15 protein-coding genes and 1 tRNA gene are annotated in these 22,670 nt (G+C 67.2%); 7 read left to right on the top strand and 9 right to left on the bottom strand.

All coding sequences use genetic code 11. The features are described 5' to 3' along the window. Nucleotides 1-100: 100 nt before the first annotated feature. Entirely contained in the window at nucleotides 101-943 is an 843-nt protein-coding gene (locus tag R3F72_RS03445; RefSeq protein WP_087718010.1) for an EamA family transporter, read from the bottom strand. A 231-nt stretch (nucleotides 944-1,174) separates the two neighbouring features. Between R3F72_RS03445 and recC the strand changes: the two genes are divergently transcribed. From recC to R3F72_RS03425, 4 genes are read left to right on the top strand one after another with little or no spacing between them, the layout of a single operon-like run. Beyond that, entirely contained in the window at nucleotides 1,175-4,984 is a 3,810-nt protein-coding gene (recC, locus tag R3F72_RS03440) for an exodeoxyribonuclease V subunit gamma (RefSeq protein WP_332778923.1), read from the top strand. Beyond that, nucleotides 4,981-8,949, top strand: coding sequence for an exodeoxyribonuclease V subunit beta (gene recB / locus R3F72_RS03435; protein WP_332778922.1), 3,969 nt, complete (start codon nucleotides 4,981-4,983; stop codon nucleotides 8,947-8,949). Before recC ends, recB begins: the two co-directional genes overlap by 4 nt. Then, nucleotides 8,946-11,024: an exodeoxyribonuclease V subunit alpha gene (gene recD, locus R3F72_RS03430; RefSeq protein ID WP_332778921.1), complete on the top strand. Its 2,079-nt coding sequence runs from the start codon at nucleotides 8,946-8,948 to the stop codon at nucleotides 11,022-11,024. The genes recB and recD overlap by 4 nt, the downstream gene beginning before the upstream one ends. Continuing rightward, entirely contained in the window at nucleotides 11,021-11,830 is an 810-nt protein-coding gene (locus tag R3F72_RS03425; protein WP_332778920.1) for a creatininase family protein, read from the top strand. The genes recD and R3F72_RS03425 overlap by 4 nt, the downstream gene beginning before the upstream one ends. A 43-nt stretch (nucleotides 11,831-11,873) precedes the next feature. On the opposite strand, the gene ribA is transcribed toward R3F72_RS03425, so the two are convergent. Further along, complete coding sequence (gene ribA / locus R3F72_RS03420) at nucleotides 11,874-13,013, bottom strand: GTP cyclohydrolase II RibA (protein ID WP_332778919.1); 1,140 nt, start codon at nucleotides 13,011-13,013, stop codon at nucleotides 11,874-11,876. Nucleotides 13,014-13,186: 173 nt separating this feature from the next. On the opposite strand from ribA, the gene R3F72_RS03415 reads away from it, so the two are divergent. Beyond that, on the top strand, nucleotides 13,187-14,086 hold the full coding sequence (locus R3F72_RS03415) for a RibD family protein (RefSeq protein ID WP_332778918.1): 900 nt from the start codon (nucleotides 13,187-13,189) through the stop codon (nucleotides 14,084-14,086). 8 nt (nucleotides 14,087-14,094) lie between these two features. On the opposite strand, the gene R3F72_RS03410 is transcribed toward R3F72_RS03415, so the two are convergent. The 5 genes from R3F72_RS03410 to R3F72_RS03390 all read right to left on the bottom strand — a co-directional run bounded on the left by R3F72_RS03410 (nucleotide 14,095) and on the right by R3F72_RS03390 (nucleotide 18,632). Then, the gene (locus R3F72_RS03410) at nucleotides 14,095-15,102 is read right to left on the bottom strand and encodes a lysylphosphatidylglycerol synthase transmembrane domain-containing protein (protein WP_332778917.1); all 1,008 of its coding nucleotides are present in this window, start codon (nucleotides 15,100-15,102) and stop codon (nucleotides 14,095-14,097) included. Continuing rightward, nucleotides 15,099-16,070 carry a class I SAM-dependent methyltransferase gene (locus R3F72_RS03405; protein WP_332778916.1) on the bottom strand — a complete coding sequence of 324 codons (972 nt, stop codon included), beginning with the start codon at nucleotides 16,068-16,070 and terminating at the stop codon, nucleotides 15,099-15,101. Before R3F72_RS03405 ends, R3F72_RS03410 begins: the two co-directional genes overlap by 4 nt. Continuing rightward, the gene (locus R3F72_RS03400) at nucleotides 16,070-17,134 is read right to left on the bottom strand and encodes a glycosyltransferase family 4 protein (protein ID WP_332778915.1); all 1,065 of its coding nucleotides are present in this window, start codon (nucleotides 17,132-17,134) and stop codon (nucleotides 16,070-16,072) included. Before R3F72_RS03400 ends, R3F72_RS03405 begins: the two co-directional genes overlap by 1 nt. Then, nucleotides 17,131-17,529 (bottom strand): 6-pyruvoyl trahydropterin synthase family protein, encoded by a 399-nt coding sequence (locus R3F72_RS03395; RefSeq protein ID WP_332778914.1) that lies wholly within the window; start codon nucleotides 17,527-17,529, stop codon nucleotides 17,131-17,133. Before R3F72_RS03395 ends, R3F72_RS03400 begins: the two co-directional genes overlap by 4 nt. Nucleotides 17,530-17,660: 131 nt before the next feature. Then, complete coding sequence (locus tag R3F72_RS03390) at nucleotides 17,661-18,632, bottom strand: zinc-dependent alcohol dehydrogenase (protein WP_332778913.1); 972 nt, start codon at nucleotides 18,630-18,632, stop codon at nucleotides 17,661-17,663. Between the two features lie 436 nt (nucleotides 18,633-19,068). Between R3F72_RS03390 and R3F72_RS03385 the strand changes: the two genes are divergently transcribed. After that, on the top strand, nucleotides 19,069-19,758 hold the full coding sequence (locus R3F72_RS03385; RefSeq protein ID WP_332778912.1) for a CDP-alcohol phosphatidyltransferase family protein: 690 nt from the start codon (nucleotides 19,069-19,071) through the stop codon (nucleotides 19,756-19,758). A gap of 173 nt (nucleotides 19,759-19,931) precedes the next feature. Continuing rightward, on the top strand, nucleotides 19,932-20,954 hold the full coding sequence (locus R3F72_RS03380; RefSeq protein ID WP_087717998.1) for a succinylglutamate desuccinylase/aspartoacylase family protein: 1,023 nt from the start codon (nucleotides 19,932-19,934) through the stop codon (nucleotides 20,952-20,954). A 71-nt stretch (nucleotides 20,955-21,025) separates the two neighbouring features. On the opposite strand, the gene dusA is transcribed toward R3F72_RS03380, so the two are convergent. Further along, on the bottom strand, nucleotides 21,026-22,051 hold the full coding sequence (dusA, locus tag R3F72_RS03375) for a tRNA dihydrouridine(20/20a) synthase DusA (protein WP_087717997.1): 1,026 nt from the start codon (nucleotides 22,049-22,051) through the stop codon (nucleotides 21,026-21,028). A 527-nt stretch (nucleotides 22,052-22,578) separates the two neighbouring features. Next, nucleotides 22,579-22,665, bottom strand: a tRNA-Leu gene (locus tag R3F72_RS03370). Nucleotides 22,666-22,670 lie beyond the last annotated feature (5 nt).

The raw sequence follows: 22,670 nt of genomic DNA, 5'->3' as shown, positions 1-22,670 counted from the left end.
ATGGGGCGAATGCGCGCCGGAAGCGGGTAAAGCGGCGTTGGCAGAGCGAGAAGTCATTGCTCCTAGCCTAGCAGTCCTGACGCAGGATGACAGTCGACGATCAACCCCAGTGCGCCAGGATGACGCCACCCAGAATCAGGCCGCCGGCCAGCAAGCGTTCGCGGTGCAACGGCTCCTTCAGCCAGACGATACCGATGGCAATGGCGAACAGCACGCTGGTTTCCCGCAGCGCCGCCACCAGCGCGATCGGCGCCTGGGTCATGGCCCAGATGGTGATGCCGTAGGCACCGATGGAGAGGGCGCCGCCGAGCAGGCCGACCCGCCAGTAGCGGGTCAGCTCGGGCAGGGCGCGGACGCCACGCATGGCGACCAGCGCCAGCAGCATGCCGAAGCCATCGAACAAAAACAGCCAGACCACGTAACCGATCGCATCGCCGTTGGCGCGGGCACCGCTGCCGTCGGCCAGCGTATAGCCGGCGATGAAGACGGAGGTCGTCAGCGCGTTGATCAGCGAGGCGCGCTCCAGCCGCGGCCCCGTGCCGCCGCGAAAAGCCATGCACAGAATGCCGAGCACCAGCACCGCGATACCCAGATAGCCGATCCATGACGGATGTTCGCTGAGCGCGAAGACGCTGATCAGCGTGACCAGCAGGGGCGCGCAACCGCGAGCAATCGGGTAGATCTGGCCGAGATCACCGACCCGATAGGCGCGGGCCAGGAACACGTTGTAGCCGATATGCAAAAGCGTCGATACGGCCAGCCACGGCCAGGCGGCCGGCTGAGGCAGCGGCACGAAGGCCACGCCGGCGAGCGCGATCACGGCGCAGGCGGCCTGGATCAGCGAGATGCTCAGCAGTCGGTCCAGGCCGACCTTGACCAGAGCGTTCCAGCTGGCATGCATCAGAGCACCGGCCAGCACGGCGAGGAAGACGGGTGTCGTCAATGGAAGTCCTTGTTGCTACGGTTATTGTTATTAGTCACTGCGGAGGTCGTCATGGCTACCGTGAACGTTGCCATTGGCTGCCACGGAGGCAGTGATGGCGGCGACGACATGGTTGACACGAGAACGTCCCATCTTGCCACAGGCACCGGGTGATCGTCGTCCCGCACCACGGTAGGATGGCGTCTTTGTCGAAGCCTCATCGACCCTCGATCCAAGAACCCGGGAGAGCGGATGTTCAGCGTCCTGCATGCCAATCACCTCGAAGACCTGCACGATCTGGCACTGGCGTTGATCAAGCGCCACCGGTTGCCGCCGCTGACCCCGGAAACCTTCCTGGTGCAGTCCAACGGCATGGCCCAATGGCTGCGCCTCTCGCTGGCCGAGGCCGACGGCATCGCCGCCTCGGTGGATTTCCCGCTGCCGTCGAGCTTCGTCTGGCGTGCCTATCGTGCGGTGCTCGAACAGGCCGGAGAAGACGGCGAAAGCCGGCCGATTCCGCTGCATTCGCCGTTCGACAAGCGCCCGCTGGCATGGCGCATCCTGCGGCTGCTGGAAGGCGAGATCGCCAGCGACCCGGTCACCTTCGCGCCGCTCGCCCACTATCTGAGCGCCGGGCTGGAAAGCGCTACGGCGGGCCGACCGCACGGCGACGAGGGTGCCGAATCGTCTGCGGCGATGGAGGAGGGCACGCAGCGCCGGGCCGCCGAGCAGGCCGAGCGCAAGCGCTGGCAACTGGCGGTGCGTCTGGCGGATCTGTTCGACCAGTATCTCAACTACCGCCCCGACTGGCTGGCCGCCTGGGAAGCGGGGGAGGACGCTCCGGCCGACCTGCCCGCCGACCAGCGCTGGCAGCCGGCGCTATGGCGAGCGTTGATCGCCGACGCCGACCCGACCGAGCGAGCGTTTCACCGCGCCAGCCTGCATGGTCGTTTTCTGCGCGCCGCCAGACAGCAGGAGAGCTGCCCGCCAGGGTTGCCGCCCCGGCTCTTCGTGTTCGGCATCTCGGCGCTGCCTTCCCAGACGCTGGAGGCGCTGCACGCGCTTTCCGGCGTCATCGACGTCTTCCTGATGATCACCAATCCGTGTCGCCATTACTGGGGCGACATCGTCTCCGACCGGGAGGCGATCAAGCGCGCCGGGCGGCTCTCCGCCGAGGCGATGGCACGACAGCAGTCCCGGCACCCGGAAGCGCCATGGCTCGAGGCGCTGGACGAGGAGGCGCTGCACCTTCAGGCCAATCCGCTGTTGGCTGCCTGGGGCGCGCAAGGGCGGGATTTCATCGTCGGCCTCTACGAGTTCGAGAGCCAGGATGGCGGCTTCGACGTCGAGACCGACCTGTTCCGCGATCCGGTCGATGAAGCGCATCCCGAACGGGCGCCGCTGCTCAACCAGCTGCAGCAGGACATTCTCGATCTCAGGCATCCCGGAGAACGAACCCGGGAAAGCGGCAAACGGCTGATCGCCCCGGACGACGCCTCGCTGTCACTGGTCAGCGTGCACTCGCCGCTGCGCGAGGTGGAGGTACTGCACGATCGGCTGCTGGCGGCGTTCGAGGAAGCCAGCAGCCAGGGTACGCCGCTGCGGCCCCGGGACATTCTGGTGATGGTGCCGGAGATCGACGTCTACGCGCCCTACATCGAGGCGGTCTTCGGTCAATTGCCGTCCAACGATCCCCGCCATATTCCGTTCACCATCGCCGATCAGGTCGCCAGTGAAGCGCATCCGATGATGGTGTTGATCCTGTCGCTGCTGGAGCTTCCCGAACGGCGGCTGGGCGTGAGCGAGCTGCTCGATGCGCTGGACGTTCCGGCGTTCCGGGCACGCTTCGCCATCGAGGAGTCGGAATTGCCGCGCCTGCGCCAATGGCTGGCGGAAAGCGGCGTGCGCTGGGGGCTATCCGGCGCGCACCGCCGCTCGCTCGGCTTTCCGGCATTGCATGAAAACAGCTGGGCGTTCGGGCTCGAGCGCATGTTGCTGGGGTATTCCACCGGCCCGTTACCCGCCAGCGCCGCGTGGCAGTTCGACGAGATCGTGCCCTACGACGAGGTGGGCGGGCTGGAAGCGGATCTCGCCGGGCGGCTGGCCGAGCTGATACGCATGATGGCCGCCCAGTGCGAGGCGTTGAGCGCCGCCGTCACGCCGGAGGGGTGGCTGGCGCGCTTGCGACACCTGATCGACACGCTGTTCGCCCCCACGGCGCTGGACGAACACGACGTGCTGGCGCGGGTGGATCAGGCGCTGGGCCGCTGGCAGCAGAGTTGCGAACTGGCCGCCTTTACCCAGCCGATCGGCCTCGCCGTGGTGCGCGACGCGCTCAGGGCGGAGCTCGACGAGGGCGGCCTGGCCCAGCGCTTTCTGGCCGGCAAGGTCAACTTCGCCACGCTGATGCCGATGCGCGCCATTCCGTTCCGGCAGGTCTACCTGCTGGGGATGAACGACGGCGCCTATCCCCGCACGCACCAACCGCAGGATTTCGACCTGATGGCGCAGCGCCCGCGTCCGGGGGACCGCTCCCGCCGCGACGACGACCGCTACCTGCTGCTCGAGGCACTGCTCTCCGCCCGCGAACGGCTGACGTTCTCCTGGGTCGGCTTCGATCAGCGCGACAACACCCCACGACCGCCCTCGGTGCTGATCGGCGAACTGCTCGACACGCTGGAGCAGGGCTGGCGGCCGGACTCGGGCGACGCTTCGACACAGGACGACGAAGCGGCGCTGGCGGCGAGGCTGATCGAGGCGCATCCGTTACAGCCGTTCTCGCGGCGCTATTTTCACGCCGACGATCCGCGTTACACCTTCGATACCAGCTGGGAGCCACTGCATCTGCTGGCTGAGAACCCAGACACCGAGATGGCGCAGCCAGCGGCGCCGGATGCCGTGCCCGCGCCAGCGGAAGCGCTCGGGCTTGCCGATCTGCAGCGGCTGTTGCGCCGGCCTTGGAGCGTCTACCTTGGCCGCCTGGGAGTGCGCTTCCAGGATCCCGACGTGCCCGACGAGGACAGCGAGCCGTTCATTCTCGATGCCCTAGAGGATCACACGCTCAAGCGCGAGCTGCTGGATGCCGGCCGTCGCCACGAGCCGCTGGCGCAGGTCGCCGACCGGCTGCGTCTGGCAGGGCGGCTGCCGGCGGCGGGTTTCGGCCTGGCGACGATCGAGCCGCCGCTCAGGCGCCTGCAGACCCAACTGGAGAGCTGGCATCGCCGGGTCGACGGCGCCGAAGCGCTGACACCGCCCATGCTGCGGTTCGCGATCGACGCGACGACCGACTGTCCCGCGCTGGCGCTGGAGGCCAGAGTCGACGGTCTTTATCTCGATAAAAGCGATGACCGCGACAAAAACGATGAGGGTGACAAAAACGATGACGGCGGGAAGGCAGGCAGTCTTGGCCTGGTGACGCTGGAGACCAGCCACTTCGGCCATTTCAAACCCGATGGTAAGGGCTCGGGAGACGGCCCGTGGAAGAAGCTTGGCAAGCCGCATCGACTCTACGCGGGCTACGTTCGTTGGCTGCTGGTCAACGCCAGCGGAGAGTCACCCTGCCGGTGGACGGCGATTTTCGAGGACCGCTGGCTGGAGTTCCCGACGCTGGAGAGGGCGCAAGCGCGGGCGAGTCTCGGCCACTGGCTTCGCACCTGGTGGCGCGCCTGGTGCGCGCCGCTGCCCGCCAGCGATGCGCTGGTCAAGACGCTGTGGAGCCTGGCCGATCGCGAGGCGCTCGGCGGGCTGGCGGCGGGGGAATCGCTCGATCCCGGCTGGCGCGACCAGCTGGCGGAAGCGTACGACGAGGGCGGCTTCGGCATGCCGTCGCTGGCCCAGCGCGAAGGCGGACTTGGCCAGCTGTGGCCGGATTTCGAGACGTTCGAGGCGGCCGGTGGCGTCCGCGAGAGCGTGGCCCACTATCAACCGATACTGGAGATCCTGTTGCGAGCGTCCCAGCAGACCCATTCCCATTTCCGTTCCCAGGCGGTGGCAACGCCAGCGTCATCGAAGCCGTTATCGAAACCCTCATCGACCCGGTCTCGAGGGGGGGCGAGCGAATGAGCGGTGTCACGAATGAAAACCGGGAACAAACCGTCCCGCTCGAGCTCGTCGGCCTGCCGTTGATCGGCCATCATCTGATCGAGGCCAGCGCCGGCACCGGCAAGACCTTCACCCTGGCCGCGCTCTACGTGCGACTGGTGCTGGGGCCGCTGCCCGGCCGCGAGACGGTGGATTTCCCCCGGCCGTTGACGCCGCCCGAGATCCTGGTCGTGACCTTCACCGAAGCCGCCACTGCCGAGCTGCGCGGGCGTATCCGGGCGCGTCTCAAGCAGGCCCGCGACTGGCTGCTGGCAAGCGCCGAGGATCGCCACGATCCGGTACTGGCCGAACTGCTGGAGCCGCTGGCCACGGCGGGCGAGACGGCCTGCCGCAGCGGCGCCCGGCGGCTGGACCAGGCGGCGCGGCTGATGGACGAGGCGGCGATCTTCACCATTCACGGCTTCTGCCAGCGCATGCTGACCCGCCACGCCTTCGACGCCGGCGCACGCTTCTCCGCCGAGCTGCTGCAGGATGGTCAGGCGCTGCTGGCTCGGGCGGTGGAGGATTACTGGCGGTGCGAGTTCTATCCGCTCGACGAGCGCTGGCAGCGCCAGATCCGTTCGCAGTGGAGCGGGCCGGAAGCGCTGGCGGCCGCGTTGCGGCCATTGTTGAAGGATGGCGAACCCCAGCCGCTGTGGGTCGCCGGCGAGGCGGTGGAAGCGCCGGACTCCCTGACCGCGCTGTTCGCCGAGCTGGAAAGCGGGCTGCACGAACGGGAGTCCATCGAAGCGGCGCTGGCGGCGGCCTGGGATCGCGATGCCATCGGCGCCTTGATGGCCGAGGCATTCCACGATGGCGTGCTCAACAAGAGCCGGTTCAAGCCCGACGAGCTGGCCGATCGGCTGGCGGCGTTCGAAAGCTGGCTGGCCCGGGGCGAGTTCGAGGCCGCCGAGGAGATCACCGACAGCAGCGGGCGCTTCTGGCTGAGTCAGGAGAAGCTCGCGGGGGCGCTGCTGAAGAGCGCGGCCCAGAAAGGGCTGACAGCGCCAACGCACCCGTTCTTTGCCCATCTCGATCGCCTCGCCGCCCACGGCCGGCCCTTCGACGCGGTCGCCCGACAGGTGCTGGCCCACGCCCGCGACCGCATCGCGGTGAGCTTCGCTGCCGACAAGCGCCGCCAGGGGCTGTGGGAGTTCTCGGACCTGCTCAATGATCTCGATGCCGCCCTGGCACGGCCGGCCCCGTCATCGGACGGGCCAGCGGGCATAGTGGCTACAGAGAGCGAAACGAGAGCCGACGACAGCGCGGCGCTGCGGCTGGCGGCGCGCATCCGCCACGAGCTGCCGGTGGCGCTGATCGACGAATTTCAGGATACCGATCCGGTCCAGTATCGGATCTTCTCGAACATCTACCGTGCGCCGGAGAGCGATCCGGCCACGACAGCGCTTTTAATGATCGGCGACCCCAAGCAGGCGATCTACGCCTTTCGCGGGGCCGATATCCATACCTACCTGCGCGCGCGCCGGGCGACGCCGAGTCGCTTCACGCTGATGCGCAATTTCCGCTCGACCCAGGCCATGGTCGAGGCCACCAATGCGCTGTTCCGGGGTCATCCGCAACCCTTCGGCAGCGACGAGATTCCGTTCGTCGCCGTCGAGTCGAACCCCAAGTCGACGCGGCTGGTCGACCGGGGCGGCCAGCCGGTAGCGGCGCTGGGCGTCTGGTGGCCGGATACCGAGCGCCATTCCCGCGGTGAATACCAGAACGTGATGGCGGCGGCGACGCGGGCGGAGGTGCAGCGGCTGCTGGAAGGCGCATGGCGGTTCGAGGGGGCGAAGGGCGAGCGCCCGGTGCAGCCCGCCGACATTGCCATTCTGGTCCGCCATGGCGGCGAGGCGCTCAAGGTTCGCGCGGCGCTCGCCGAAGGCGGTATCCGCAGCGTCTACCTGAGCGAGCGCTCGAGCGTGTTCGATACGCCCCAGGCGTTCGAGCTGCTGCAGCTGTTCGAAGCCGTGGCCCAGCCGCGTCAGGACGCCAGGCTCAAGGCGGCGCTGGCGACCAAGCTCCTCAACGACTCGCCGCAGGCGCTGGAGCCGCTGCTGGCCGACGAACTGGCGTGGGAGCGCGAGGTCGAGCGCTTCAGCGACTACCACCGCCAGTGGCAGCGGCGCGGCGTGCTGCCCATGCTACGCACCGTCATGCGGGACTTCCGTATCGCCGAGCGGCTTGCCCAGCGTACCGACGGCGAGCGGGCGCTGACCGATCTGCTGCATCTCGGCGAACTGGCGCAGAACGCCCAGCAGCGGCTCGACGGTGAGCAGGCGCTGCTGCGCTGGTGGCATCGCGCGTTGCAGGAAGGCGTCGAGACGCTGGACAGCCAGGCGCTCAGCCAGCGTCTGGAGAGTGACGAGGATCTGGTCCGGGTGATCACGGTGCACAAGTCCAAGGGACTCGAATATCCCATCGTGCTGCTGCCGTTCATCTGCTCGCACCGCCCGGCGGAGCCGGACCGCCAGACCGGGCTGCTGGCGTTGAAGTCGCCGGAGGGCGAAGGCAGCGTGATGGTGGCGTCGCCGGACGACGCCCAGCAGCGCGAGGCCGATCTGGCCCGTCTCGACGAGGATGTAAGGCTGCTCTATGTCGCCCTGACCCGCGCCGCCTACGCCTGCCGATTGGGCGTGGCGCATGTCGGCCGCGGTCGTGGCAAGAGCGGCTGCCTGCACGAGACGGCGCTGGGGCGGCTGCTGGGCAGCGACAAGGAAGACGACGGCGCGGCGCTGCTGGGACGGTTGAAAGAAGGCCAGCAAGCCGGGTGGCTGGCGATCGAGCCCCCGCCCGAGGCGCCGGTTCACCGGCTGCGAATCGATGCGTTCGCACCGCAGACCAAGCCGGCACGCGTCTTTCGGGGGCAGATCGATGACGACTGGTGGATCGCCTCCTATACCTCGCTGATTGCCGACGCGCGCCGGGCCCTGGGCGATACCGACCGGGGAGAGGAGGCGTGGCACCGCGACACGAACGGCGAAGGCGGCGGAGAGGATGCGGCGGCAGCCAGCGAGGATTTGCCGGCGACGCTGGACATCGAGGTCAGCCGCGAGCGCGATCCAGTACCGCGGCCCAGCATCCGTTCGCTGCTCGACTTCCCGCGAGGCCCGCGGCCGGGCACCTTCCTGCACGGCTTGCTGGAAAGGCTCGATTTCGATCGCCTGGAAGACCCGGCCTACGCCGTGGCGTTGCGCCGCGATATCGAACGGCGCCTGGCGATGAGCGGCTTCGACGCCGATTGGGCGTCGCTGCTGCACGCCTGGCTGCTCGAACGGCTGCGGCTGCCGCTGATGCATGTCGATGGTCACCCGGTGCGTCTCGACCGGCTCGAGGCGTGGCGTACCGAGCTGGAGTTCTGGCTGCCGGCCTCGGACGCGTGGAGCGAACCGCTGGACCGGCTCGTCACCCGGCTCGAACCGTTGCCCGGACTGCGGCCCCGGCTGGCGCCGCGCAAGCTCAACGGCATGCTCAAGGGGTATATCGACCTGACCTTCGAAGCGGGCGGGCGCTGGTACGTGCTCGACTGGAAGTCCAACCATCTGGGCGACGATCCGGCGGATTATCAGGGCGAGCGGCTGGCCGCGGCGATGGTGGATCACCGTTATGACCTGCAGTACGTGCTCTACGTGCTGGCGCTGCATCGCCTGCTCAAGTCGCGGCTGGAGGACTATGACTACGACCGGCATGTGGGCGGTGCCTGCTATGTCTTTCTTCGGGGGCTTGCCGAGCCGTCGCTTTCCATGGCGCCGCTCTCCATGGCGCCCGAAGACGCGCCCGAAGATGCACCCGAAGATGCGCCCAAAGAGGTGTCCGAAGTCGCCCCCGGGGTGTTCCATCGCCGCCCCGACCGGGCGCTGATCGAGGCGCTGGATGCCTGGCTCGAAGGGGACGCCGAGCCGGCGAGAGCCTTGTTGCGTCAGTCCAGGGAGACTCATTCATGAACCGCCGACCCTCGTCGCAGAAACCCGACCGACAGCCGGATCCGCATTCCCGCGAGGCGGATCAGTTCACCCTGGCGCTCGATGTCGACGAGCCGGCGCTGACGCGAGAGGCGCTGTTCGAGGCGCTGGCGCTGTGGGTGGAGCTCGGCTGGCTGCGCCAGCTCGACCGCCACTTCGCGATCTTTCTCGCCGAGCGCGATCCGGACGACGATCCGTTGCTGTGGCTGGCGGCCGCGCTCGCCAGCCACCAGGTGGGGCGCGGTCACGTCTGCCTGTCGCTATCCCGCGTGCTGGAGGCGCCGCGTTCCGCGCTGTCGTTGCCGCCGCTGGAGGAGGGGAACGACGCCGCGCAGGCCGTGGTGCTGCCGGAATCCCTGCTCGAGGGCGTCACGCCACAGCGGTGGGCGGCGGTGCTGGCGGCGTCCTCCATCGTCGCGCTGGCCGGGGAGGCCTCGGGGCTCGCCACGCCGCTGGTGCTCGATGGCGAACGGCTCTATCTGCGCCGCTACTGGCAGGCCGAGAGCGGCGTCGCGGCGCACCTGCGTCAGCGCCTGGGCCAGCCGCTGGCCGTCGCCGACGAACTGGCGGAGCAGCTGGCGGCACTGTTCGCCGGCAACCAGCGCGAGGGAGACGACCCTGACTGGCAGCGCGTGGCGTGCGCACTGGCGCTGCGCCAGCGGTTGACGATCATCTCCGGCGGCCCCGGCACCGGCAAGACCACTACCGTGACGCGACTGCTGGCGCTGCTGCAGCAGCAGTCGCTGGCGCGGGACGGCGAGGCGCTGCGTATCCGGCTGGCGGCACCCACCGGCAAGGCGGCAGCCCGCTTGTCCGAGTCGATCGCCGGGGCGGTCGGGCGCCTGGCGGTGCCGGCGGCCGTGCGCGACGCGATTCCGCAGGAGGCGCAGACGCTTCACCGCCTGCTGGGGGCGCGTCCGGACACGCGCCATTTTCGCCATCACGCCGAGGCGCCGTTGAGCCTGGATCTGCTGGTGGTGGACGAGGCCTCGATGGTCGACCTGGAGATGATGGCGGCGCTGCTCGAGGCGATGCCGGCGGACGCCCGACTGATTCTGCTCGGCGACAAGGACCAGCTGGCCTCGGTGGAGGCGGGTTCGGTCCTGGGCGATCTGTGCGCGGGCGCCGGCGTCGGCGACGGCACGGGATATTCCGAGTCCCTGCGTGACTATCTGCAGGCGGTGGCCGGCGAGCCGCTGCCCGCCGCCGCCGAGACCAAGCCGCTGGCGGACCACGTCGCCATGCTGCGCAAGAGCTTTCGCTTCCGGGCGGACAGCGGCATCGGAGCGCTCGCCAGAGCCGCCAATGCCGGCGACGGTCGCGGCTTTGTCCAGGTGTTGAAAGGCGGCTTCGAGGATCTGGCGACGTTGGATATCGACGCCACGGCGTTCGAGCGGGCAGTGGTGTCAGGTTACCGGGAGCTGTTCGAAGCGCTGCGGACCGGGGCTTCGCCGTCAGCGATCCTCGCGCTGCAGAGCCGCTTTCAGGTGCTGTGCGCGCTGCGACGCGGGCCGTGGGGCGTCGAGGGGTTGAACGAGCGGATCGCGCGGGCGCTGTGGCAGCAGGGCTGGATCTCGCGCACCGACGGCTGGTTCGCCGGGCGCCCGGTGATGGTGACGCACAACGACCCGCAGCTCGGGCTCTACAATGGCGATCTGGGGCTGACGCTGCCCGACGAGGGAGGGCGGCTGCGGGTCTGCTTCCCGCAGGGCGACGGCGTGCGTCAGGTGCTGCCGTCGCGGCTTGATGCGGCGGCGACCGCCTTCGCCATGACCGTCCACAAGTCGCAGGGTTCGGAATTCGAGCATGTGCTGTTCGCGCTGCCGGCGCGGGCCAACCCCATCGTCACGCGGGAGCTGATCTACACCGGCATCACCCGAGCGCGCTCGCGGTTGACGCTGGCCTTGGCCAAGACTCAGCCCCGCGGTGGCAACGACGAGCGGATGCTGCGCGACGCCGTGGCGCGACGGGTGGTCAGGGACAGTGCAATCGCGGAGCGGTTGCTGAAGACGTCGGCGGTATCCATCGCAACCGATTCGTCAGGGAGGGAAGCATGAGTCTTCATCAGTGGCAGAATCTGACCAGCACCGAGCTTGCCGGGCTGGTCGACGAGACGACGGTGGCGGTGTTGCCGCTGGCGGCGATCGAGCAGCACGGCGCGCATCTGCCGCTCTCGACCGATCTGGATATCGGGCTGGGGCTGCTCGCGGCGGCAGCGGGGCAGCTCGAGTCGACCCGGGGCGTGATCGCGCTGCCGCCGCTGGCGCTGGGTTCGAGTCTGGAGCATACCGATTTCGCGGGAACGCTGAGCCTGATGCCGGAGACGGCGATGACCGTGATCGAGGCGCTGGGCGAGGCGGTGCATCGCGCCGGCATCCGGCGTCTGGTGCTGTTCAACAGCCACGGCGGCAACAAGGCGGTCATCGATCTGGCGGCACTCAAGCTGCGCGCCGCCCATGGCATGCTGGTGGTCAAGGCCAACTACTTTCGCTTCGCGCCCCCGGAGCAGGCGCTTCCCGCCGAGGAGCTGCGTCATGGCTTGCACGGCGGCGCCCTGGAAACCGCGATGATGTTGCACCTCGCGCCGCACAAGGTACGCCGCGATCATCTGGCGGATGCCGTCTCCGAAGGCCGCCTTCGCGAGCAGGCCGGCTCCACGCTAGGCCCTGAAGGCGATGCCGGCTACGCCTGGATGGCCCAGGATCTGCATCCGAGCGGTGTCACCGGCAACGCGACGCTGGCCGATGCCGACACCGGGCAGCGACTGGTCGAGCATTTCGGCGCCCGCCTGGCGCGGGTGATCGAGGAAGCGGGGCGCTTCGATTTGACCACACTGCGCAATCGGAATCCGGGCGACGCCTGAAGATCGGCGTCGTCCGGACGTCGGTCTTCGTCCGAGGCGCCTGTCAGCGGGCCATGGGGCGCTTGAGCGGCGTCACCGGCCCGCTTTCGCCCTCGTTGAGCACCTCTTCCAGCCAGTGGCCGGCGCGCTTGGCCTTGGCGTCCAGGTAGCGCCGGTTCTGCTTGGTCAGCTTGCCGTAGACGCCGCGACGGTTGACGACCTCGACGCCGCCCTGGTCCATGGCGGCGATCTTCTCCGGATTGTTGGTCAACAGCTCGATGCGGGTGATGTCGAGCTGTTCCAGCATCTCCAGCGCGACGCCGTAGGTGCGCTCGTCTTCGCCGAATCCGAGTACCTGGTCGGCGTCCACCGTATCCAGCCCGCTGTCCTGCAATGTGTAGGCGCGCAGCTTGTTGGCCAGGCCGATGCCGCGTCCTTCCTGGGCGAGATAGAGCAGCACGCCGCCGCCGCGTTCGTCGATGGTGCGCACGCTCTCGCGGAGCTGTTCGCCGCAGTCGCAGCGCAGGCTGCCGAAGAGATCGCCGGTCAGGCAGGCGGAGTGCAACCGTACCGGCACGGCGTCGTTCCACTCCTCGGGTTTGCCGATGATGATGGCGATGTGTTCGCGCATGCCGTCGGCCTCGCGGAACATCACGAATCTGGCGCGTTCGGCGTGGGACAGCGGGATTTCCGCGTCGCTGGTGCGTTTGAGGAAACGTGATCGCGTCTCCGAATAGGCAGCGATCTGCTCGGCGGCAACGGCCAGCACGGTGCCTTCGGCGACGAGAGCTTCCACCTGAGCGCGCTTGCCATCGCTGACGCTGGCGACGATTGCTGCAGGAATGAGGAGGCCGATGCGCATCAGATCCAGCGCCGCCACGCTGCCATCGCTGGCGGCCAGCGGCCGACTTCTCGGCGGGAAATGCTGCTCCTCGGCGCTGGCCCAGGCGATGACCTCGTTCGCCCGGTCGGCGGGGTCGATCGGTACCAGCCCGACCCTGGGCTCGAAGTCGATGCCCAGCCGCGAGAGGCGGTGCCGGGTCAGCGCCAGCGCGGGCTGATTGCCGCTGAAGGCGTGCAGGGCTGCCAGGGCTTCGTCGTCGCAGCCCTCGAGCGGGTGAACCATCACGTCGCCATGACTGGCGCGTACGAGAACCGGAAGGCCACGTCGCAGATCGAAAATCGCGCGTTCTACCTGTCGCATGCTCGTCTCCTTATCCTGTCATCCATGATCCGTCTCTGCATGATCGAGAGCCGTGATCGTCATCCATGATCGAAGGTGCTTAACGTTGGCGGCCATGGCGGTCATCATCGAACCGCCTCCGCCCGAGGGGCGTTCTTTGTTACGCTGTGATGCCGTCTGGCCAAGGAATGACCATGACTTTTTCTTCTCGTACTTCCTCTGCTCGTACTCCTCCTGCTCCTCCTGTACATACTCCGCAGGCCTGGAATTGGATTCGTCATGCGGCGGATCTGAACCGTGACGGCGTCTTCGAGGGAGCTATCATCGATGGGCGCTACCGGCTCGATATCGATGCCCGGGGCGATTGGCGCTGTACCCACGAGGTCGACGAGGAGGCCGCGCAACTGCTGTCGATCTGGCTGCCGTGGTGCATGGCGGACATCACTCGTGGCCCGCGTGTCATCGCGCAGATCGGCCAGAGCCTCGACGGCCGAATCGCGACGGCAAGCGGGGCTTCCCACTACGTCACCGGTGCGCAGAGCCTGGTTCATCTCCACCGGATGCGGGCGCTGGTCGACGCCGTGGTGGTAGGCGCCGGCACGGTGGATGCCGACGACCCGCAACTGACCGTGCGCCATGTCGAGGGCGACAACCCGCTGCGCGTGGTGCTCGACCCGCGAGGCCGGGTCCCTGCCGAGCGCGGCGTGTTTCGGCGGCCGGCGGCGCCGACCTGGCATCTCGTCGGCGAAGGCGTTGCCGGTCACGGTGGCGCCGATCATGTCAGCGTCAAGTCGGTGACGCCGGGGTCGGCGGGTATCGATCCCGTGCAGGTCATCTCGCTGCTGGCCGAACATGGCCATCGCCGGATCCTGATCGAGGGCGGCGGGCTGACGATCTCGCGCTTTCTCGAAGCGGACTGCCTCGACCGAATGCACAGCGTGGTCGCGCCCCTGCTGATCGGCTCCGGCCGCCCGGCGTTGACGCTGCCGGAGATCGAGACGCTGGACGGGGCGCTGCGGCCGGCTTGCCGGCACTTTTGCCTGGGCCAGGACATGCTGTTCGATCTGGATCTGCGCGATCGCGCCGCGACGTGATTGAGAGTTCATCCGGTATGCCCTCCCGGGGCGGCCTTGCCCCGCGCGGGCGTTCGAGCCGACCGCGTGGCCTGTCGGTTCGACCGGCGGCCCCATAGCAGCACGGCCAGGCCCGGCAGGCTGGCGGCGAGAATCAGCAGGCCGTAGGTCACCGACAGCGCCACGCCTTCCTGTGCCGGCAGACCGGCCAAGGGCCAGATCACGGCGGCGGCGCCTTCACGCAACCCCCAGCCGGCGATGGTCAGCGGAATCGCCATCGCCATCAGTAGCGGCGGGATCAACGGCAGCAGTTCCGTCACCGATCGCGGCAGTCCCAGCGCCTGGGCGGCGCAGAGAAATACCGCCACGTAGGTGGCGACGATCAGCAGCGAGCCGATCAACTGTGCCGGCCAGACGGAGAGCGCCAGCAGCGCCCGCCTGGCATCCCGGCCGAATCTTGCCAAGGGGGGCCAGGGCCGATGGCGCAGCCATTGGGTGGCGATGGCGCACAGCAGCAGAATCGCCAGCATGATCCACGACCCTGCTTCCCGGTGCGCTGTCCACAGTCCGGCAATGCCGCCGCGCAGCGCCGGCGAGAGCAGAATGGCGGCGACCGCGACCAGCAGCAGCGCGAGCTGTCCGGAGGCACGTTCGATGATGACGGCACGGATTGCTGCCCCGGATGGCGTACTGGCGTGGGCTCCCGGCCGTCCACGGGCGCTGCCGTGACGCCAGGCGCGCGCCGCATCGCCCATTACCCCGCCCGGCAAGACCTGATTGAGAAAAGTTGCCAGATAGTATTCGCGGATGGCGGTCGGCCACGGCAGCGCGATCCCGACCTGGTGAGCCGTCATGCGCCAGCGCCAGGCCGACAGCACGACCTGGGGAAGGCCGATCAGCACGGCCAGCAGAACCCAGCCCGGCGACAGGTCACCGAGTCGCGCCAGCAACCGGTCGATATCCAGTTGCCAGGCGAGCATCCCCAGCAGCGCCAGCGTCACGGCCAGGCGCAGCGCAGGCGATAACCAACGGTTCACTCTGGCGCTCCCGGGACGGCGTTCGCGATGGGTGTGGCGAACAGGTCCCGATGCCCGACCGTCACCGTCAGTTTTTCACGCATCAGCCCCTCCAGCCGCTGGGCGTGCCAGCGGTCGACGCGGCTGCGCTGCTGCGGCAGTTGCTCGTGGAGGGCGGTGCGCCAGCCGGCCAGCAGGGCCTCGGCGAGGGCCAGCGATTCCGACCCGAGACGCCAGGGCGTCGTGGCCTCGCGGATGTGGTAGCCACGACGATGGAAGCTCTCGCGGAGATGGCGCGGCGCCTGAGTGCCCATGGCGGGACCGCCGCCCTTGTCGCGCTGCTGATGCGCCTGCAGTGCCGCCAGCATGAATCGGTCGTCGTCGCTGGACAGCGGGGTGCCGCTGGGGTCGTGAAAGCGGATCTGGCCGTCGACGCTGAGCGCGAACAGTACGGCGCAATCGTTGGCCCGGCAGGCATCGGCCAGCGCTTCGATATCGGCGGCTGTCAGCAGGTCGAACAGCGCCGAGGCGGTAACCAGGTCCGCACCCTGCAGGCCGTGCTTCCAGGCATCGGCGAGGCTCAGATTGCGGGTCTCCAGGTGAATCGGCTGGCCGTCGGCGCTGGTCAACGGCTCGCAGCGCAGTCGGGCCTGGGCCAGCAGTGCTGCATCGTGATCGATCAGACGCCAGTGCTGGGCGCCGTGAAGTCTTGGCGCCAGGTAGCGCGGATTCGAACCGCTGCCGCACCCCAGATCGACCAGCGTGCGCCGCGTCTCGAATGGCCGCGTCTCGAATGGCCGAGCCTCGAGCGGTCGGGCCTCGAGCGGTCGGGCCGGGGTGGCGCGCTGCGTCAGCCAGCGATCCGCGGCGTGGGCGAGCTGGGCGTCGCGCGCCAGATGATCGGCGGGCTCGCGCAGTGTCAGCCATTGATCGCTGAACAAGGCATCGCTGAACAGGGCGTCGGCGGCGGGCGTGGACGGCTTCGACATCAGTGCGTCGCCTCCGCGGCCCTGGTGCGTTTCAACGCCTGACCGAAGGCCTCGGCGGCACGGTTCCAGTCGCCGAGCGTGTCGCGAATCTCCCGCGCACCTGTCTGATAGCGCCGATAGGTTTCCGGCTCTTCAAGCATGCGTTTCAGCGCGTCGCGAAGTGCGGTCACGTCTCCCGGCGGGACCTTGATACCGGCTGCGTCCGGCAGCGTGTGGGCGAGGGCGCCGCCCGTGGTGGTAACGACGGGAAGACCATGGGCGAGGGCTTCGGTAATCACCATGCCGTAGCCTTCATAGTGTGACGGCAGCACGAACAGGTCGGCCTGCCGATAATGCTCTGTCAGACGATCGGTGGGTTGGGAGCCCAGCAGCTGAATGCGCTCGCCCAACTGATGTGCGTCGATGGCCTTGCGCACCTCGTCGACGTAGGCGTCGGCTCGATCAAGGGCGCCGATCAGATCGCACTGCCACGGCAGCGATGTGAGGCCCGACAGCGCCTCGACCAGCAGATCCTGGCCCTTGCGCGGGGTGATCGTGGCGATGCAGAGCAGGCGAGGCGTTCCGCTGCCGTCGCCGCTCGCCAGCTGGCCGAGCTCGACGCCGGGTTCGATGACGGCGATCTTCTCCGCCGGTACGGCGAAGTCGGCCAGACGGCGGGCGGTGTAGACACTGGTGACGATCACGTGGCCGACGGCGGCCAGAGCGCGGGTTTCGCTGATGCGAAAGCGCTGCTGCTCGGGCGCCCCCAGGCCGGTTTCGTCGGCGAGCGGATGATGGACCAGTGCCGTGATCGCCAGACGCGAGGCGTGACGCTCGACGATCGCCGGCAGGCCGCCCATGGCGAGTCCGTCGATCACGGCCTGGCTGCCGTCGGGCAGGGCGGTCAAGGCGCTGTCCAGGGCGTGGGAGGCGACGGCATCCGGCTCCGGGAAGCGCCCGTCAAGCCCGACGACATCGATCTCCCAGCCGCTGGTGCGCAGGGCTTCGACGATTCGTGCGTCGTAGACGTAGCCGCCGGTCAGCTGGCCGGGGTCGCCGGCAACGATAAGCGTGAAGTCGCTCATAGGCCCCCTTCGTAACTTGCCCAGGCGATGTGGGATTCATGGAGCGTGACGGTCATGGCGGTAAGGTGGCGGCCGCCATCGCCCAGGGCGCCATCGCGGATGGCGTGTGCCAGACGATCGAAAACGACCTTGGCCATGAATTCGGTGGTGGTATTGCGACCTTTGAACTCGTCGATCTCATCGAGATTGTTCAACGTGAACTCGCCGAGAATGCTTTTCAGGGTCTCGCTGGCGAGGCCGATGTCGACGACGAGATCGTCATGATCCAGCTCGGGACGCTTGAAGGTGACATCGACCACGTACGTCGCGCCGTGCAGTTTCTGTGCCGGGCCGAAGGTTTCGCTGTGGAAGCTGTGAGCGATCATCATGTGATCGCGGACGGTCAGGCTGAACATTCCTTTCGCTCCTTGATGAATGTGTCCTTGTCGAGGCGGCCGTTGTTGGAAAATCCTTGTTGAATCAGTGAAGCGGTATCTGCCGGGGCGCTCTCGGAGAGTTCACGAGCGTTCGTTGACGTTACGTGGCGTCAGCCGTAGCGGATGCGCTGACATAGCGTGTCGTCTTCGCGCTGGCTCAGGCGTTTCAGCGTCTCCGGCAGATCCCGGAAGTGGCTTTCGCCGCTGATCAGCACGTCCAGGCAGTCGTGGTTGAGCAGCGACAGGGCGAGCGAGAGCCGCCGCTTGTGATCCCAGCGCGGGCGATGCCCCGGGGAAACGCTGCCGACCTGGCTCGACCGCAGCGTCAGGCGGCGCGCGTGAAACGCCTCGCCGAGCGGCAGATTCACTTCGCGACTGCCGTACCAGCTCATCTCGAGCACGGTCGCCTCGAACCCGGCCAGCGAGAGGGCGGTCTGCAGGCCGCCATCCGAGGCGCTGGCGTGGATGACCAGATCCTGCTCGGCGGCGGCCGTTTCCGGGGTATGAAAGTCGACGCTCAGCGCCTCCCCCAAGAAACGCTTGCGCTCGTCGATATCGATCAACTGGACGTGGGCACCGGGCAGGCGGGCGCAAAGCCAGGCCACCAGGGCGCCGACCACGCCAGCGCCGACGACGCTGATTCGGTCGCCGATTCCCGGGGCGGCATCCCACAGGGCGTTGAGCGCCGTCTCCATGTTGGCGCCGAGAATTGCGCGTTGGGGAGGCACGTCCGGCGGCAGCGGAACGACATCGTCGGCACCCACGCGGTAGTGGGTCTGGTGTGGATGCAGGCAGTAGACGTATCGGCCGTGCCAGTCGTGGGCTCCCTGCTCGACGACGCCGACGTTGGAGTAGCCGTATTTGACCGGCCCCGGAAACTCGCCGCTCTGGAACGGCGCGCGCATTCGCTGGTATTCGCTGACCGGTACCTGGCCCTTGAAGACCAAGGTTTCGCTGCCACGGCTGATGGCCGAGTAGCAGGTTCTTACCATGAGATCGCCGCTGACACTCAGCTCGGCCTGGCGAATTTCGCCGGTACCGTCGCCGAGCGACCAGAAAGCATGGGCGTAAGGCGTCGTCATTGAGATATCCGCTCCTTGATACAGATCGGGATGTCCGGCTTGCTGTCGCTCTGAATGGCAGTATGGCAGAGTATGACGATTTAGCATTGTACAAGTAATGTACAATAAAGGAGCTGCAAGCAGGAGTCATCGAACCCGGGTTGGATATCTGCTTTCTACCCAGAACTTCGCGGGATGGTGCAGAGCCGGATAGGGCACCGTCCGCTTCCGGTAACGAAGCCGACAGGAAGTCGTTTCTCGCAAATCGGTCAAAGTGCATCCAGACTTGTACGAGGTGCGTAACGATGCCTGACTACTGCGTCCCTGGACGGGATGAGGTGGCGAAGGAGGGGCGATCATGGCAACCAGGGAGAGACCGGCGATGCGACATTCATCGGCACGTATGCGGGCAACTCCGTCTTCACGGCGATTTCGGTCCGTCCGGGGCTGGATGGAGATGGCGGCGGGCCTGGCTCTGGTGGCGCTGCTGGTCGAGTGGGTGCAGTGGGCGTTTTCCGCGCCGTCGGGCCTGCGGTTCACCGCCGGTGGCGTTTACTTGGCGATCGCGACGGCCGTGCTGTGGGTCTGGCCCGCCGCCCGTCATGGCCTGGGTTGGGCCAATCGCGTCACGTTGCTGCGCGCCGCGTTGATTGCGTTCGTCGCTGGCGTGGTGGTCTATCCGGATTTCATCCAGCGCCACGCCGAAGGTATCGCTTCGCTCTGCTTGCTGGCGCTGTCGCTCGACGGTATCGATGGCTGGGTGGCGCGCCGCACTGGTTCATCGAGCGCTTTCGGTGCCCGTTTCGACATGGAACTGGACGCCTTCTTCATCGTCGTGCTGTGTATGGCGCTGATCGCGTTGGAGAAGGTCGGCGTGTGGGTGCTGGTCATCGGCCTGGCTCGTTACGCGTTCGTGATCGCCGGGATGTACTCGCCCTGGCTCAATCGGGCGCTGCCCGAGAGCTATTTCCGCAAGACGATCTGCGTATGGCAGGTGGCGACGTTGATGGTCTGTCTGCTGCCTTTCGTCGAGCCGGCGTGGGCGACCGGATTTGCGCTTCTGGCGGCGGCGCTGCTGCTGCTCTCCTTCGGCCGCGACATCGTCTGGCTCTGGCGCCATCGCCCGGCCGACGATGCCGAGTTCTGACTTTCTTCGTTGCCGGTGCCTCGCGCAGCCGTGATCCGCTTTCGAATGCTTTCGGATCGAGGGGAGGAGGGGAGGGGCCGCGCCTATCGGGCGGGAAGCCGGGCAGCAACATGACTCGCCTTGATCGTGCGATGGCTTTACGATCATAAGATCTTCAATTACCAAGGGTTGTCATGGCGCAGGAAGCTTTCACACTTGCGGGCGAACGAATCGAGCCCGGTACGCGTCGCCAGATCGATGTACCGGTCGCCAAGCTCTATACGCATGCTCCGATGCATATTCCGGTCGAAGTGGTTCACGGGCGCCAGCCCGGGCCGGTGCTGCTGGTTTGCAGTGCCATTCATGGCGACGAGCTCAATGGTGTCGAGATCGTCCGTCGACTGTTGAAGTTGCCGAACCTGTCGAGGCTTCGCGGAACGCTGATCGCCGTTCCGGTCGTCAACGTCTTCGGCTTCGTGCAGCAGTCGCGCTACCTGCCGGATCGGCGCGATCTCAACCGCTGCTTTCCGGGGAGCGAGAGCGGGTCTCTGGGTTCACGAATCGCGGCGCTGCTGCGCGAGGAGATGGTCGATCGGGCCACGCATATCATCGACCTGCATACCGGGGCCATTCACCGTACCAACCTGCCGCAGATCCGATCCCAGCTGCGTCAGAATCGGGAAACCCAGGCCATGGCCGAGGCGTTCGGGGTGCCGGTGATCCTGAATGCCGAGCTGCGCGAGGGGAGCCTGCGCGAGTATGCCCAGAATCGCGGCGTGCCGGTGCTGACCTACGAGGCCGGCGAGGCGCTGAGATTCGATGAGTGGGCGATAGCGCCCGGCGTCAGAGGGATCCGGCGTGTCATGCGGCTGATCGGCATGCTGCCGGCAGACAGCCGGCGACGGGCGCCGCCGGCGGCCGAGATCGCCAACGGTTCCAGCTGGGCGCGGGCGCCGATCGACGGCATTTTCAGACCGCGCGTGAGGTTGGGTGTGCGGGTCGCCAAGCAGCAGGTACTGGGCGTGGTCGCCGATCCATTCGGCAACGATGAAGCGCCGATCGTCGCAAGTGCCGATGGTATCGTCATCGGGATGAGCAACCTGCCACTGGTCAACGAAGGCGAGGCGCTGCTTCACGTTGCCCGCTATCAGGAAATCGATGACGTCGAGAACATGGTGGAGAATTTCCAGTCGCGCTACGAGACGACCGGCTTCTAGGTTGGTACGAAAAGTCGGCGAGCGGTGCCCTGTCTTTGGTCCGTTCCTTGCGGGCCATTTTCCTGCGGCAGCTAGGCCGTCTGTGCCAGCCGGCTTTCGTCTATCAGGCCGACGGCATCGTCGTAGACGCTGATGCCGGCACCTTCCCGATGGGCATGCTCCGATAGGTGACGACGGAAGCGTCTTCCGCCCGCGCAGCCCTGGAACAGCCCCAGTAGATGCCGGGTCACGTGGTTGAGCCTGGCGCCCTCGGCGAGCCGCTCGATCACGTAGGGACGGAAGGCGCGTGCCACGTCGTGGCGGCTGGATGCTGGCGGCGTCTGACCATAGAGCTGGCTATCGACTTCGGCCAGCAGCCAGGGGTTCTGATACGCCTCGCGACCGACCATCACGCTATCTACGCCGGCCTCCAGATGCGCCCGGCACGCCTCCAGCGTCTTGATGCCGCCGTTGATGCCAATATGCAGCTCGGGGTGGGCGGCCTTGAGGCGATAGACCCGTTCGTAGTTCAGCGGCGGCACGTCCCGGTTCTCCTTGGGGGAGAGCCCCTGCAGCCAGGCCTTGCGGGCATGCACGATGAAGGTATCGCAGCCGGCGGCTGCCACCCGCTCGATGAAGCGCTCGAGATCGGCATCCTCGTCCTGGTCGTCGATGCCGATACGACACTTCACCGTGACCGGGATCGATACCGCGCCACGCATCGCCGCCACCGCATCGGCAACCTTGTCGGGATAGCCCATCAGGCAGGCGCCGATGAGGTTGTTCTGGACCCGATCGCTGGGACAGCCCACGTTCAGGTTGACCTCGTCGTAGCCCCACGCCTCGGCGATAGCCGCGCATTCGGCCAATTCCCCGGGATCGCTGCCCCCCAGTTGCAGCGCCAGCGGATGTTCGACGGCGCTGTAGCCCAGAAAACGCTCTCGCGGCGAGCCGTGCAGGATCGCGCCCGTAGTCACCATTTCCGTGTACAGCAGCGCACGCCGCGTGAGGCATCTCGCCAGCGCGCGGTAATCGCGGGTCGTCCAATCCATCATCGGGGCGACGGAGAAGGTGCGGTCGAGCTGTGGCGCTGTGGTATTGGTTTGAAGGTCAGTCATGGCATCGAGGTCGAGTTGGCAGGATGTCTTGGCAGCGGGATCCGAATAGCGAGACGAGTGATCCGGCGGACCACAGGGCGCGAGAGTGTCGCATATTTTCGAGCAGGTCGCATGACTCGAGACGAATGCAAGGGGCGGGCTAAAGTCGCATGGCTATCTGCCGATAGAGTATTCATCCAACGGTCTGGTGCGCGCATGAGCGCCAGTAGCCGGGTATGTTTTTCGGCGTCTTCTGGCCGAATTCGCCTACCACTTTGTGTCGCTTCCCTGCGACTGCTTCGACCCGGCGCACATGGCAACCATCCTCGTGTGCGACGGGTCGCTTTTTCTCGCCGATTCTGCATCGAATGTTCAACCGACTGCCTTGAAAACCGCTGGCTCATTGCGGCTTTTCGTCATGTCGGATAGCGATATTGCCTGGAGGACGCACCATTCCGGAAAGACGGAAGAGAATTATCATACAGCCTGTATTTGGCCCGAGAAGGCGATCGATTCGGGAATCGCGAAATGCCAATAGATCAGGAAAATGGTGCCCGGAGTCGGACTTGAACCGACACGACCTAACGGTCGAGGGATTTTAAGTCCCTTGCGTCTACCAATTTCGCCATCCGGGCCAACG

It is taken from the genome of Salinicola sp. 4072 (assembly GCF_036663415.1).
GTDB classification, from domain to species: domain Bacteria; phylum Pseudomonadota; class Gammaproteobacteria; order Pseudomonadales; family Halomonadaceae; genus Salinicola; species Salinicola salarius_A.
Note: the sequence above shows the minus strand (reverse complement) of the source record. Positions and strands in the feature narration are given on the sequence as shown.